The sequence below is a fragment of the Nostoc sp. genome, assembly GCF_036916655.1.
Lineage (GTDB): Bacteria > Cyanobacteriota > Cyanobacteriia > Cyanobacteriales > Nostocaceae > Nostoc.
Genome location: NZ_JBALFY010000055.1, coordinates 17,818 through 32,255 on the forward strand (window position 1 = coordinate 17,818; position 14,438 = coordinate 32,255).

The following is a 14,438-nucleotide window of genomic DNA, read 5'->3' on the forward strand; positions in this document are numbered from 1 at the left end:
GTTGGTCAATTGCGCCTCTGGGATATAGGGATAGGTGCGATCGCCCTTATTTTTTCGGTTTCGGTGGTCTAGCTATAGCAGCATTACCTCCTTGAGAGTTAGCATTGGGCTTTTGTTGAGACTGCTTATCCTTTGGTATTAGTTTACCTACATCATTACCTTTAAGTTTAGGTTTCAGTTTTGGAGCATCAGTAGGACTACCTGAATTAGAGGGTGAAGAAGGAGTATTCATTCTACGGTTATCATCTAATCCAATTACTTGGAGTGGAGTTGGTAGTACACGACGTTCTTTGTATTCATTTGGATCGTTACCAATACGAGGTAGTTTTTTACGTTCTATTTCCATGTAGCGTGTTTGCTCAATATTTTTTGACGATGGATTTTCTTCCCAACTCAACATAGCTAATAACATTTCTATCCGAGGTAAATGTGAAATATGATTTAGCTCTGATCTCTTCTTTTCTTGGGGATAGTCTTCTACACTAATATTATCAAGGATATATTCTTCAAAGGCTTTCGCAAAATCTCTATAGTCTTGACTAATAGCAGTGTTTTCCTCAGTTGCCCATTTGTTACTATCAAAAAGTTTACTGTAACGAGAAGTGCGATTGCTCAAATACAAATATGGCTCAATTTTAACAGCACCCATACCTAAAGGTTTATCCATACCAAGTTTGAGACGATATTTATCACTTTGAGCAATGTCAAGTATCCACAAAATTGTGCCAAGCTCAATTTTGGTTAAATTTTCAAAATGAATGTTAAATTCAAACGTTACTTTTCTATTAATTGGTTTAATTTTAGTTATTTGATTTCCTGAAGCATTATTCCCTTCAGGATGCTCAATATCAGGGTTTATTCCTTTATGCCAATAAAGTTTATGCCCACGAATGACTGTTTCTAATTTTGGTTCATTGGCATAGTGTTTCAGTTTTGATTGGTCAGCTTTTGTATCATCTGGCTGAACTAGATAATGCTGAAAGCAAGTTGGTTTTGGTTCACTAAGAATTTGAGGAATTAGTGTATCATCAGGATTGCCTTTATACCAGATGCCATTTTTATCAAACTTATATTTAGCATCGGTGATATACACTCTACTTCCACGCTGACGCACATTTTGAGGTAAATTTTTATCTTCCTTAACCCAACCAAAGATTGCATCAGCTAAGTCAATAATGGAAGAATTATTTTGATTCTTCACATTTGATGGAATAAAATCTACAACAGTAGCTGCCTGTCCATTACCTTCGGGAGAATAGGGAATGCGGAAATTAGGACTTTGACCGAAAAACCCTACTTTATTACCAGTTTGAGGAGGGTAGTAAAATACAACAGAGCAATTTTCATTCAACATTCCCCAATTTTTATCGAATGGTGGTAGTTTTTGAAAATCAGTAAGTGCATTACGATAATGTTCTATAGCTTTATCATCTATTCTCAATTTGGGAGAATTAGCGTTTTTTTCAAAAACAATACAATGATTTCGGCGTGGTGAAGACTCACTACCTTGCTTCATATTTCCACTTGTCACCAATACTCCCTTTGCTTTATAAATATTTGCTAAATCCACGTTCAAAGCAAATAAACGTTTAGCTCTATCACTCATATCTCTATCTACAGTTTCATAGCTTATAGAAATATATTGAGGATAATATTCATTATCATTAAATTTTTTAATATTGCTTAAACTAATTTCCTTCTCTCTAACCCAAGCAAATGTTTCTTTTTCAAAAATTTTTGCTGGCTGAATATACCATCCTTCATTATCTTTGCTCAGATATCCAGCCTCAATATTTTTAGAAAAAACATATTGCTTGTATTCTTTTCCCGAAGAATCTTTGTTAGGATTTGCTGCTACTGCACGAAAAAATAAACGTTGATTATCGGATACTCGCTCAATTTTACTGAAACTAACAATTTCAACTAAATTCCGCAGCATTCCCCGCAAGCTACTACCAGGAATAACAGGTTTTGTATATTTTTCTAAAGGATTGGTGTAAAAGAAGTCTGGCAAATCTTTTGTTTCTACACCACATTTAAATTCTTCCTTTGTTAATCCACATCTAATATATAGCGGTGATTCAGTAGTTAAAGTACATTCAATTCTGCCAGTATAGCGATTTTCGCAATAGCGGTTTTCTTTTGGTAGAGATTCTGGTGATATTTGAACTACTTTTTCAGGTAATTCTACAAAATTATAGGGAGCGATCGCTTTACGATCATCTGGGACTTTAGAAATATGCTTAGGATTCATTTTTTAATCTCCTTAAAAGTAGTTAAGTTAACTAAACGGCTTAAATCAATTCGAGCTACACCCGAATCGTCGTAATCAATATAATGATGAACACTTAAACGCAAAGGACGATATAATTTCTGATTCTTATCAAATTCAATATCAGTTAAAGGTACCGCATGACGTAAACCTTGTGAACCATCGGAGACTAAAGTAAAATCGCCACAAATTTTATCTGCTTGTGTTCCCCAAAGAATCTGATTTTCGGGGATAAGTTCTGTATCTTTTTCATCTTGAATTAAACGAGCTTTAAAACCCTCATCAGTCTGCCAAAGCATTACTTCCGATTTTTCACCAAAAGCCCGACATTGTTGCAAAGTAAAAAGACGTAATTCAGGCAAAAAATCAAATACACTATCTGCCGTTAATAATTTACCATCTTGAAATTTTCCCCAAATCACTCCATCTTCTGCGTGAGCTAACAGAAACCTTAATTTATATTCTTTAGCTTGCTCTTCTAACCATTGATATATATCTAAATTAGTTGGAATATCCAAAGCCTTACGTATTGGTTTATTCAAGTAGCGACCTCCTCATTTAATGCATTAACAAACTTTTCTAAATCTTCAGAATTATCTAGAATCAAAGATTCATCTTTTGAAACTTGGGTAATATTCCAAATTTTATTTTCTGAAGCTAAAGTAATTGTTGCCTCTTTACCCTGTAATCTTCCCCTTCCAATACTACTCGTACCACCAACAGGTAAATCTCCAGTCCACAAGTCTTTAATTAACAATAGTAACAAACCAATTTCATGAGGTTTCGGTTGACGTAATTCCAATTCCAGCTTCAACTCTGTTTCATCGCTCCCAAAAATTGGTTGTTCATTAAATAATGCACCATGCAAAGCACCACCTGTAAAACGGTCAATAGCTATGCGATTTTGTACCAAATCTTTAGTTTCTTTAATAACACTTTCATGAACAATCAAACGACTTGCTTTTGGTTTCTTAGTTTTATCCTTGCTAAAATCAACACCAAATATTTCATCAATAATGATTGTATTTTTCTGGAGAGTATTAACAATTCGTTCTATACGATGACGTAATACCCCCGCTAAACTTGTACCAGATAACACAGGTTCAAGTTCTCCATCACGTCGAGATTTGAGGTGTACTACGTCCGGTGCTTTATCACTGGATGCTTGGCCAGAACGAATTAATAGAGAAGTAGCAAGGGTGAATGTGGCGTTAATGGTTAAGCGATCGCGTTTATCTTCTTTTTCATCCAAAAACAAACCTAAAGCTTCTTCAATTGATTCATGAGTTGGATGATTAGGTAAGAAACCTGGTTGCCAATGCTCAAAATTTAACCAAGCTATTCGTTCATCAGATTTCCGCAAATCAAATTTAAAAACTTGCCATTCTTCTACATGACAGCGACCAAAACCCCGTTGTTTTTTCATTCCAACAGGAATTTTACCATTTTCTAATCCTTCGAGAACAATTACTAACTCTCTAATTAATTGTTCTCGATTATTTTCTATTAATAATTCAAAATAAATGTCAAATTGCGTTCCAGCTTCCAGCAATTCCAAGTCATATTTTTGTCCATCTTCAGCAGTTCTGGTAATGCCGTTAATTTTGACTCCATCTCGTAATTCTATATGAGGGACAGTGTTGCTAATGGCATCATTAATAATTAAAGGACTTTGTTCTCCTTCTTCGTCACTACGTTGTCCACCAAATAATACAGATATTTCTTCTACGTTATAAGCATATTTATAATCTCGTAAATAATTGCGTAATGCTCCAGCAATAGAAGAACCCATTAGTAATGCTTTATCTTCTACACTGTCACGTAAAATTACTAAATCAGTATCACCATCAGCATCACCACTTGCTAAACAAGTCGGGGTATCTAAAACTAATCTTCCCTTGATTATTATCCGTTCAATAATATGACGATGATTGCGATATCTTAGGGATTCATAAATCATTCTTTTTCTCCTTTATTGCCTTTTTAGCTACTGCCATAATTAATCGCAATGTATATTTTTCAGCTAGTTTATTTTCTTTAGCAAATTCATCTGTTATACTTCGCTCTACATCTGCAATTTTGACTATTAAATCTTGCTGGTTTTTAATTGAAGATAAAGGATTGTTTAACCATTCATCCAGCTTTTGCTTAAAGGATTTATCAATTGATTGATCTTTGATTTTAGCTCTTTCAAATTGGCTACTAGCATTAGAAGGAAGATTATTCAAAAAAGACAAAGGTAAACTACAGTCTCCTGTTGATAATGCTTGTCGTGCTACCATCTGCAAACGAGACAGTTGGCTACTTTTGATATCACCTTTTATTTCTTGAGATCCAATTTGCTTTTGTAACGCGTGTTCCATTTTTTGATGCAATAATCTCTCTGCCATTTGTGCTGCTAAAGTTTGTGATGTTTGTAGTTTTAATACAGGCTGACTAGATATTTTTGGATATTCAGGTTTTTTGGCATAAAAATATCGTTTTTCTAGCCAGTTCACAGCAACTCTGCCAAACCCTTCACCTCTGCGCTCACCAATACCTAAATTTTCTAATTGTTGAATTTGCTCCGAAGTTATAGAAATCTTCTCAAAGACAAATACGCTTCCTGCTTTTAATACTGGAACTTGAGGCAAAGGTAGTCCCCATTTACGATTAAATCCACCTACTAAATTGTTACCAGCAAAGCTACGTTGTGGTTTAAGTGTTCCCAAAACTTTTTCCAGTTTCTTTGTCAACGGTGCTGGTGTTTGATGTTGTTTTGATGGCGGGATAACGGCATATTGGCCCCACTCATCACGTAAAATTAAATCACTCAAAAGTGTAATTGTTAAACATTCGCGGTTAATACGTTCAGTAGGGGGGATATTTATTTCATTCCAAGTATCATGACAATTCACATCAGATATTTTCGTATGTCCGTAACCTGCACTTTGAGAACCACCTAGCCAAATATCTGCTGATTTTTGAAGCAAATTTTTCAAAAAGTCTGCGTCAGCTTCATCGCACAGGATGACAGATTGAAAAACCTGTCCAGTATCTATGGCATCGTAACAAAATATTTCCCCTTCTTCTTGACTAGATCGCCCTTTTTTGCGATCGCGTCGGTTATGAATATTAATCCGCCGCTTTTCTTTATAAAATGTAACTCCACCCTCTTCTGTCCAAAAAGATTCTCCAACAGACTTTGGTATTTCTGGCTTTTCTTCTTCATCAATACTGAAATCGTAGACTGTGATCTGAGATGAATTATCACTCAGTTGTGAATCCTTGTCTTTGAACCAAGGCAGAGGTACAGGTAAGGTACGCTTTTCCTGATTTTTTTTCTGACTTAGTAAATAACCATTTAGATAGCAAGTATTATTATCAAAAAAAAGACGTTTTACTAGATCATTATTCAAATCTAAATTTGATAAATCATATTCTTGCATATAGCGTCCAATTATTGCACCCCGAATCATACTACCAGGAATATAATTATAGGAAACATCACTATTTGGATCGCCTTGGAATGAAGTAGCAAGTAGTGGTTGTTGAGTGTGCAATGAAAAAGTTATTGTTTTCATGCGCTTTTCTCCTGGATTTTTCCAAATAGGCTTATATAGCTTGGTGTAATTTCTACCCCGGAATCATCATGCAGAGTACATCGTACATATCCACGACCTCGATTACGTCCGCTTCCTATACGTCGTAATGCTAATGTACCCACTGCTAAAACTGACAGTATTTCCTGACTGGGTTGGGTTTCAAATAATAAATCGGCTTTAAATTCAAGTTCACGAATTGCCACACGGAAAGAGCGTAAACTTCCCTTATCGGCTATGCCAGTTTCAGAATTAATTGCAGTTTGACGACGAATTGTTGTAAGTGAATCTAGAACTTCTGTTTTGGTAAGTGTTTTCTTTTTAATTTGGAAAGCAACTGCTTCTCGTAAGTCGTCAGGTAAACAAGCATCTCCTACGTGCATCGATGCTATTGTCCCCTGAACACTACCTGGTGTACCAAAAAGAATGCAGGTAAAGTTTTCCCATTCAGAACAAATTTCAGGTGGTAAAACAGCAATTAAGTTATCGCATTCTTCACTCAACAAACCTTTTAAGGTGCGTCCACATAAATAGGGAAATCCACTAGAATCATGTTCTACTTCTTGATCAATTAAACCAGCTACACCATCGCCTCTACCGAAGGTTGTATCACTTAAAAGTTTTATTTTTAGTTGATAAATAGTCACTTAATCCTCCAACTCAAGATAAAATTCCATCGCTTCAATAGCATCAAAATATCCACAACGGTTGTTGAGCCACCCCTTTTTTGCCAATTGTTCACTTCGACCACTGGATTCTGGAAAAGAAGGCAGTTGTGATAATTTATAAGCTGATAAAAACTCTTTAGTCGCATTCTCATCCGCTTTACGTAAAACTTCTCGTAGGGCCATTACTTTGTTATGGCGTTCTTTCCAATTCTCTCCTTGTTTAAATTCTTTAACAATTTGCGTAAAACCTTCCCAAGTTCGCCACTCACTACTATGCTTTTCCAATCGCAGAGGACGCATTGCTAAATTCCAAGTATCTTTCTTGTCAACAGTCACTTGATATTCAAGTTTGCGAATTTCAGAAATTGAACCGAATAAACCACTTGCTGCTAAATGCCAATCAATTGCTGAAAATCCATCTGGCTCCAATTCTTTATTTTCTTTAACTAAATTCTTAGCTTCTTTGCATAATTCCTCACTAATTTTATAAGCTCTTGCAAAAGGATAATGAGTTTTAACAATACAAATACCTGCACAAGCTGTTAACTTTTTACAATCTGCAACACGCTGTTTCTCAAATTCTCGAAGAAATAAAGCTGCTAATTCTATTCCTAATCTCCCTTCACAAATAAACGTGATATCATCACCGCCATAAACTAAAGGACGGAAAGGAAGATAGTATTTAGCTTTGAGTTGAAATTCTCCTAGTTTACCAACAACTTTTCCTTCTTGTATTGACTTTGTAATTACCTGCACAACAGCTTTAAGTGCATTTTTACCTGCCTCTTCAACACTTGTAGAAAAATCACGCATCCTTTGAATATAATCTCTATTATTTTCTGCGTCTTCACCATACTTTTGAAAACGTTTACCCATACTGTTACCATCAACATGAACAATTGCTGCATAGCTAGATTCCCTTTCAGAACGTCCTAAATGATCTGTTCGGTAGGGGAATTGATAAATATCGCCGTCAACTACATCAGCGAACATTTCTTGCAGTTTTTTATTTGCTCTATTGACAGCTTTTAATTTTTGCTTAGTTTCAGTAGAAGTAAGGTAGCTGTCTACTTCTTCATCATCACCATATTGAATATATTTATTACTTCTATCAGTAGCGGGAAGTTGAGTAGAATTACAACTAGTTGTCACGCCTAAACCTAATAATGGTGCTGAAGGAATACGCTCATTTTTTCGGCGCTCAATTTCTCCTTCCATCAAATTTTTAACTACTTGATAAAGATCATCTTCATCCCAATCAAATTCTTTGTGAGCAACTACTAGATTAATTCCAGGTGCTTCTTCTAAAACTCGCTTGCTCAATATTCTAGTGAAATTTATAGCAATCTTTCTTGACTTGAATACTATTAATGTGTTGCCGCCACCTGCATAAATTATTTCAACATTAAGTCCGCTTGTTTCAATTGGTTCTTTTTGCTGATTTTTTGGAACACCTAATGTTTCTTCTACCCAATCACCTGTTACCTCAGAAACTAAATGAGATGCTCCTATATTTTCTCGTAGACGATTGCTGCTGAAAATATAACCCTGAATCCCTGATGTATCTATTACAGTTATGGTAAATTTTCTCATTTTGCATCCTCATCGTTTTGGTCAATCCAATTAGCAATTTCTTCAGATAAATTTGTTAAATGTTCTCGTCCAAATACAGCAATTTGTTTATCATTTGTAGAAGACAAAATTTCAGCTTTGAGAGTATCTGGTTCGTTAAAGCAACAAATTAAAGCCACTCTTGCTTCATCTCCTCCCATTTGTCTTGCTCGAAGGTATGCCTCAAAAAGCTTACTTTTACATAAGTCTCTTTTGCTCGTTGTCGAACAAGAAATTGCAAAAAGCTGATATCCCCGTGTAAAGGCAACATCGAACTCAAACCCATCTCTAGTCCCCTTAATAGGAATTTCAAAATTTAGTCCGTAGTCTTTTATCTGCTTATCAGCAATATTTTTTACTTGTTCTAACACATAATGCTCTAGCCATAAACCATCAAGCCATTTGCAAAAATGTTTAATTTCTTTGAAAGCTCCCGTCTTTTCAACTTGTTGCAAAGAAAGCTTATTATCAGGTGTAATAAAATTTTCTTCTTTGAAGGCTGAAATGATCTCTTGTGGTAGGTTATCAAGAAGTGTTGATACTTCTAGTAAAGAAATTTTGCTTTTCCACTCTCCTCCACCATTTGATTTATTTTTATACGCTTGCTCACGAAAAATCTTGTAGAACCAATCAAACCACTGCTTTGCTTTAGTTTCTTCCTTAAAAATATTTGCAAGTTCTATTGCTAATTTTGGTAATTGCGCCTGTTGTGTCGGTTTTTGTTTTAACTCCAACCCATGTAGCTGGAAAAGATTTACCAGTTTTACTTCTAACAATTCAGGTGTTACTTTAATACGAATACGCTCTCCATCTTCCCTATCTATGCACATCTCTAACCTACGTGCATCAAGATAGCTAAATACAGTATCAGCGTGAGATTGACTGAATACTGCTCTATAAGCGTGTACCGCCATTGCTTTTGTACCGCCTGTATAATTCAAGCCGATTTTTCCATTTTTTAAACTTTGAATTTTACGGCGAATTTCATCTTGAATGTGATAAGCGTCAGACTCATATTTACCAAGTGAAATTAGCTGTGCTGGCTGTAAGCCTATTGGTTTGTTGTCGAGGATATTTTTCAGCCGTTTAGCTTGAGTTTCTGTCCCAGTTGTATGTACTAGGTATGGAGTACCACCTTTTTTCAGTAATAAATTTGCTGTGACATAGTTAGGTAAAGGGTTTTCACCGATAAGCAAAAATAGATGGTCAACTTTGTTATTATCAAACTCGGATGTAGTCATGCAAATTGACCTCATGCTTTTAATTTATTTGTGTCTCAGTAATCAAGCAGTTAATAAGCGATCGCTTCTTCTTTTAACCCTTTCCACACAACCCCACCAACAAACGTGCTAAAGCCTGCACCATTGGACGAGATGAAACATCCTCTCCTCGTACAAGGTAATGAACGCTACCAGTTAATAAAGGAGATTGGCTAACAATTTCATCTTCTTTACCCTCACAATCACTATGAAGATTGGCAATGATCTGTATATTCAAATCCCGACAAAACTCTTCCCATAGCGCAACTTCTGCCTTACCTCGATCGCCTGCTAAAATCACCGCATGAGTTGCTTCTCGTACAATCACCCGATTTTCATCAGTAATTCTTCCCCCAACATCAATGATATTCAGGGGTGTATTGGCACTCCGTACCCAACCAGCTGCCTTTTGTGCAAACTCTGGGGTGAACTTGGCTTTATACTCATCTTTGAGTCTTCTGGCTAAATCTGGATCTCGTCGTGCAGCATCAGAAAACCAAGCACCTTCCCCATCTGGACAAGCAGTAATTACATAAGGATAGGGTGCGCCTTCAATCAGAGAAATTGCTTGCTTTAAACCTTCGCGCAAACAAGACTTACCAGACTGTGGAGGGCCACAAAGTACAACTTTAATAACTGATTTAGTCTTGTGCGGTTCGTCCGTTTCAATTAGCTCACCGATTTTATATGCCGGAGTTTGGGAAACTGCCGTAATGAAAGTTTTATATCCTGGTCTACCAATCTTGGGGTCAAAAACAGCGATCGCACCATAAAGCTGAGATATCTTATGTGCGATTACATAACTAACGGCTACAGATGCTGGGCCATCAATCTTCAGTAGTTTTCCTCCAGGAAGTTCACCCAATGCCACCATCTCATCTAAACGCGCCGCCGCATCCCTCACTAATTGGTCGCCATTGGCATCTTTACCAAACCCAACTTTCAAAACATCGCCTTCTAGCTTGATGTGATACGTTGTCATAAAATTTCTTGCTAGCTACACCCATCTCTCCTATCAGTCAAATATCAATCTATTAAGTCTCCTAGTTTATACGATGGATTGTGTGTGATAGAAATGACATATTTACCTAACTTGGGATCGTAAAAAGCAACAGCACCATATATATGAGCAAGCTTATGTGCTATAACAAACGCTACAGGAATAGAAATAGGCCCATTAATCTTTAGAAGTGGCCCTCCCGTGAGTTCTCCTGATGTTGCCATTTCCTCCAATCGGGCTGCGGCATCGCGCACAATCTGGTCATTTTGAGCCGGTTCACCAAAATTTATCCGTAAAATTCCGTCTTTTAGATCGATTTTGTAAGAACTCATTACCTTTAGATTTATGTGATGCGTACATCATACACGCACTTGGAAGAAGTGTCTTCCAATATGTTGTATCTTGGTATTATTATTTTTATCGAGACTCGGCTGGTGTCTGAACTAGTTTTTCAAGATATTCCTGACATAGAACTATTACAGTGCTTAGGACACGGATATCTCAAGCAAAATCTGATACGAGCAATTCGCTTGTGGGTGTGGCTGCAATCACTGTATGGAGATAATCAAGACCGTGTGGTTTTAGACGATTCTTTTTCTTACGCAGACTGGCGAAACGCATTCTTTAGTCCTACACATCCCAAAGGAGAAAAAATTCCTGCCATACATGACTCTCATTGTCCTTGTGCTAAAACCACAGCCCAATGGTTATTCAGCGAAAAAACAGGAATAGTTGCTAGCCAGTGGCGAAAATTAATCCTTGCTCATACAGGCATGAGTGAATCTGAACTGGATACTTTATTGCAACGGCGCTTATTTGGCGTAACTCGTCGTTCACTACAGGGTGACTTGGAAATTCTGGCTAAACTCGGCTGGCTTGTATACAAATATCAAAAATACTACCGAGTGTCTGAGTTCCCACCACGCCCTGTAACTACAAGAGATCAGGCAAGTGCTACTAAAGTCGGTGCTTATGAATTGAGTTTCATGCATGAAGATTTGGTAGAGTTGGCAGAAACTCACTCCCAAAAAATCAATGGAGTACAACGTTTCTTCTTAAAACTTGATTATGTGATTCCTCGCAGCACCTTAGATGCAGTTGATGATTGGCAATACGAGTTAAGACAACTTTGGGCTAAAACTCCAGTTCCACCCATCAAACTCACTTATGGTAGTGCCAGACTTGCTAATAACGTTGATTGTATCGTTTATCCAGTATGTATCTACTATGTACAGAGGGCAGTTTATCTGTGTGCCTATGGCGAAAGCCCTCAAAAAAATACTAACTGGTATAATTTTCGCCTTGACCGCATTCGGAGTTTGGTTGCTCTGGAGTGGACAGACCCGAACCTGCCCTCAAACCTACAACAGCAATATCAACAGAAGTCTTTACCAAACCCAGATGATATCGCTTTGCAAATGTCTAAAGCATGGGGATTTGATTTCTACTTGCCTTCGCAACTAATGTTACTCCGATTTGACCGCCAGTTCTGCGATCGCTACGTTAAAGGTACTGAACGCCACGACACTTTTGAAGAAATTAGCTACCAACAAGTAAAACGTTTGATTCAACGTGAAATTAAACAACCTCAACAGCAAGCTTTACTAAAAGTCCTTGCCAATCGCTCGAAAACAGACGCTTACTATCAAGCATATATCCGATATCAAGATAACGAACACAGAGATAACAATCTAGTCATGCGTTTACGAGCATGGCAGCCAAAAGTTGAAGTTTTAACACCTTGGGATTTACGACAAAGCTTTGCTGCTGATGCCGCTACTCAATTTATGCTTTATCACAATTGAGGCAATTATGAATTCATTAAAACTGACTGAACGATTTGAATCAGCACTAATCTACGCGACTCGTCTTCATACTAACCAAACACGCAAAATTAGCGGCGTTCCTTACATTTCACATTTGTTAAGTGTAACGGCTTTAGTTTTAGAAGCTGGCGGTACTGAAGAAGAAGCGATCGCTGCTCTTTTGCATGATGCAGTCGAAGACCAAGGCGGCAAACCCATTCGTGACGACATCCATCAACTCTTTGGTGAAACAGTTTTGGCTATTATCGATGGCTGTACTGAGTGGGACACACCTCCTAAACCTCCCTGGCAAGAACGTAAGCTGCAATATTTAGAAAAACTGCGCTATGCTTTACCTTCTGTACGCTTGGTTTCTTTGGCTGACAAACTGCATAATTCCAGATCACTTTTAGCTGATTGCCAACAATATGGAGATGTCATCTGGACTAATTTTAGTGCCGGCCGAGAAAAAACTTTGTGGTTTTACCAATCATTAGTTCAGGTTTACCAACAGACCGGATCTGATTGGATGACACAGGAAATCGAAAGAGTTGTTAATCAACTGTGCCAGGAAAACCCTGCTTAATCTTTAGATTTTTAATCCCCCTTGTGGGGTAATTGATTCTGGAAACGAGTTCAGCAGCCATGTCTTGAACCTTTTCTGGCTTGTTTCAGTCCCCTTGCGGGGTAATTGGTTCTGGAAACTCAAAGCATCACCATAATGGTATGGACCAGACTAAGTTTCAGTCCCCGTGAGGGGATTTGGTTAATGGAAACTCTCAGTTAGATTTATACTATCAAACTTTATTTTCGTTTCAGTCCCCGTGAGGGGATTTGGTTAATGGAAACCAGATGAATTCTCATATTCTAGCTTGGTGGAAAAACTGTTTCAGTCCCCGTGAGGGGATTTGGTTAATGGAAACAATCGTTCCGCTATTCATAGACTTATTCAAACTGGTAAGTTTCAGTCCCCGTGAGGGGATTTGGTTAATGGAAACCTACAATCCTAGCGCTACCTCGCATTTTTTTAGGTTTCAGTCCCCGTGAGGGGATTTGGTTAATGGAAACTAAGATAAACTTATGTCTGGTAGATTATGTTGGGTATGTTTCAGTCCCCGTGAGGGGATTTGGTTAATGGAAACTTCACGCAGCTTATTGGCATGGGGAGTGGGATAGTCGTTTCAGTCCCCGTGAGGGGATTTGGTTAATGGAAACATTCTTAGTAGAACCTAATGTTACATATTCAATTATGTTTCAGTCCCCGTGAGGGGATTTGGTTAATGGAAACCTTTTTTATAGGTTCTTAAAAATGTATCTTTTGTTAGAGGTTTCAGTCCCCGTGAGGGGATTTGGTTAATGGAAACGGCTCGGTGCTGAAACTGTTACAGAGCAGGCTTCCTGGGAAGCATTTTGGCAGACCTCAAAAATAGGTCGATTTCAGCCGCTATTATTGCTACTAATTCTCAACTTCCCTTAGCACTGAAACTGTGGAACTATTTACTTGTCAAGGTTCTGGCGATTTTGGCAGATCCCCAGGGTTTTTGACCCCGCTTCGATTTGCCAAATATCAAATTGATTCCATAATCATAAGATGTGTATCTATTATTGTCTATGAATTTGTGGAGATTGATCTATAAGCCCGTATTCTCGCTCAATCAAACTCAACAATTTCTCTTCGACAGTCGTTAAATAAGGTCGATTCACCTTCCCTAACAACTGCAACAGGCTTTTGACTGTCTCCTCCAGAGAATCGGAATACACCCGACTGATGCGATCGCTAATCTGCTGCATCTGCTCACATTCCCCAGCCAGGTAATCGTATGATTTCAGGTGTTGTAACCCAACGGCGTACTCGCCATCCCAGGTTTTGACCGTGCAACTGAATTCGCCCACATGGTTAACGATACCCCAGCACCCACCCTTACCCCTGAGTTCTGGATTCTCCTTAACAAGAATTTGGCATACTTCGCCAATTTGATAAGTGTTGGGTACTTTCGTGCGTTCCATGATCCGTTGTACTACATCGCCTACAACTCTAGCAGATGGTACTTTACCTCCGGCTTCTTCCACTGCCGTCTGCCATACTTCCCATTGCTGTTGAGGTTCCAGTTTTGCTATCGGTCTAACTTGCCGTTCACTCGTAGGCAAAATTTGTGATCAAATTGTTATATCCACCTAAATAAATACATAAAACAACAACAACAACGTTCTCTTAACAAAGGTTTTTACAACGTTGTGTAAA

13 protein-coding genes and 1 CRISPR repeat array are annotated in these 14,438 nt (G+C 37.8%); of the genes, 3 read left to right on the top strand and 10 right to left on the bottom strand.

Annotated elements, in window-relative coordinates; translation table 11 throughout:
- Nucleotides 1–46: 46 nt before the first annotated feature.
- The 9 genes from V7L31_RS13590 to V7L31_RS13630 all read right to left on the bottom strand — a co-directional run bounded on the left by V7L31_RS13590 (nt 47) and on the right by V7L31_RS13630 (nt 10,723).
- Nucleotides 47–2,254, bottom strand: coding sequence for a TIGR03986 family type III CRISPR-associated RAMP protein (locus V7L31_RS13590; RefSeq protein ID WP_334696708.1), 2,208 nt, complete (start codon nt 2,252–2,254; stop codon nt 47–49).
- Entirely contained in the window at nt 2,251–2,814 is a 564-nt protein-coding gene (csx19, locus tag V7L31_RS13595) for a type III-D CRISPR-associated protein Csx19 (RefSeq protein ID WP_334696709.1), read from the bottom strand. Before csx19 ends, V7L31_RS13590 begins: the two co-directional genes overlap by 4 nt.
- Nucleotides 2,811–4,232, bottom strand: a complete 1,422-nt coding sequence (locus V7L31_RS13600) for an RAMP superfamily CRISPR-associated protein (RefSeq protein ID WP_334696710.1) — start codon at nt 4,230–4,232, stop codon at nt 2,811–2,813. The genes csx19 and V7L31_RS13600 overlap by 4 nt, the downstream gene beginning before the upstream one ends.
- Nucleotides 4,222–5,835, bottom strand: a complete 1,614-nt coding sequence (locus tag V7L31_RS13605) for an RAMP superfamily CRISPR-associated protein (protein ID WP_334696711.1) — start codon at nt 5,833–5,835, stop codon at nt 4,222–4,224. Before V7L31_RS13605 ends, V7L31_RS13600 begins: the two co-directional genes overlap by 11 nt.
- Nucleotides 5,832–6,500: an RAMP superfamily CRISPR-associated protein gene (locus V7L31_RS13610; RefSeq protein ID WP_334696712.1), complete on the bottom strand. Its 669-nt coding sequence runs from the start codon at nt 6,498–6,500 to the stop codon at nt 5,832–5,834. The genes V7L31_RS13605 and V7L31_RS13610 overlap by 4 nt, the downstream gene beginning before the upstream one ends.
- Nucleotides 6,501–8,114 (bottom strand): Cas10/Cmr2 second palm domain-containing protein, encoded by a 1,614-nt coding sequence (locus tag V7L31_RS13615; protein WP_334696713.1) that lies wholly within the window; start codon nt 8,112–8,114, stop codon nt 6,501–6,503.
- On the bottom strand, nt 8,111–9,373 hold the full coding sequence (locus tag V7L31_RS13620) for a Card1-like endonuclease domain-containing protein (protein ID WP_334696714.1): 1,263 nt from the start codon (nt 9,371–9,373) through the stop codon (nt 8,111–8,113). The genes V7L31_RS13615 and V7L31_RS13620 overlap by 4 nt, the downstream gene beginning before the upstream one ends.
- A 73-nt stretch (nt 9,374–9,446) precedes the next feature.
- On the bottom strand, nt 9,447–10,373 hold the full coding sequence (locus V7L31_RS13625; RefSeq protein WP_334696715.1) for a CRISPR-associated protein Csx3: 927 nt from the start codon (nt 10,371–10,373) through the stop codon (nt 9,447–9,449).
- 44 nt (nt 10,374–10,417) lie between these two features.
- Nucleotides 10,418–10,723 (bottom strand): CRISPR-associated protein Csx3, encoded by a 306-nt coding sequence (locus V7L31_RS13630; RefSeq protein ID WP_334696716.1) that lies wholly within the window; start codon nt 10,721–10,723, stop codon nt 10,418–10,420.
- 102 nt (nt 10,724–10,825) lie between these two features.
- Between V7L31_RS13630 and V7L31_RS13635 the strand changes: the two genes are divergently transcribed.
- From V7L31_RS13635 to V7L31_RS13645, 3 genes are all read left to right on the top strand, one after another.
- Nucleotides 10,826–12,196 carry a TIGR03985 family CRISPR-associated protein gene (locus tag V7L31_RS13635; RefSeq protein WP_334696721.1) on the top strand — a complete coding sequence of 457 codons (1,371 nt, stop codon included), beginning with the start codon at nt 10,826–10,828 and terminating at the stop codon, nt 12,194–12,196.
- Nucleotides 12,197–12,203: 7 nt separating this feature from the next.
- A complete protein-coding gene (locus V7L31_RS13640) occupies nt 12,204–12,782 on the top strand; it encodes an HD domain-containing protein (RefSeq protein ID WP_334696717.1) in 579 nt (192 codons plus the stop codon).
- Between the two features lie 154 nt (nt 12,783–12,936).
- Nucleotides 12,937–13,560: a CRISPR direct-repeat array (repeat unit 37 nt; unit sequence GTTTCAGTCCCCGTGAGGGGATTTGGTTAATGGAAAC).
- A 46-nt stretch (nt 13,561–13,606) separates the two neighbouring features.
- A complete protein-coding gene (locus V7L31_RS13645; RefSeq protein WP_334696718.1) occupies nt 13,607–13,741 on the top strand; it encodes a hypothetical protein in 135 nt (44 codons plus the stop codon).
- A 57-nt stretch (nt 13,742–13,798) separates the two neighbouring features.
- On the opposite strand, the gene V7L31_RS13650 is transcribed toward V7L31_RS13645, so the two are convergent.
- Nucleotides 13,799–14,344: a hypothetical protein gene (locus V7L31_RS13650; RefSeq protein ID WP_334696719.1), complete on the bottom strand. Its 546-nt coding sequence runs from the start codon at nt 14,342–14,344 to the stop codon at nt 13,799–13,801.
- Between the last annotated feature and the right edge of the window lie 94 nt (nt 14,345–14,438).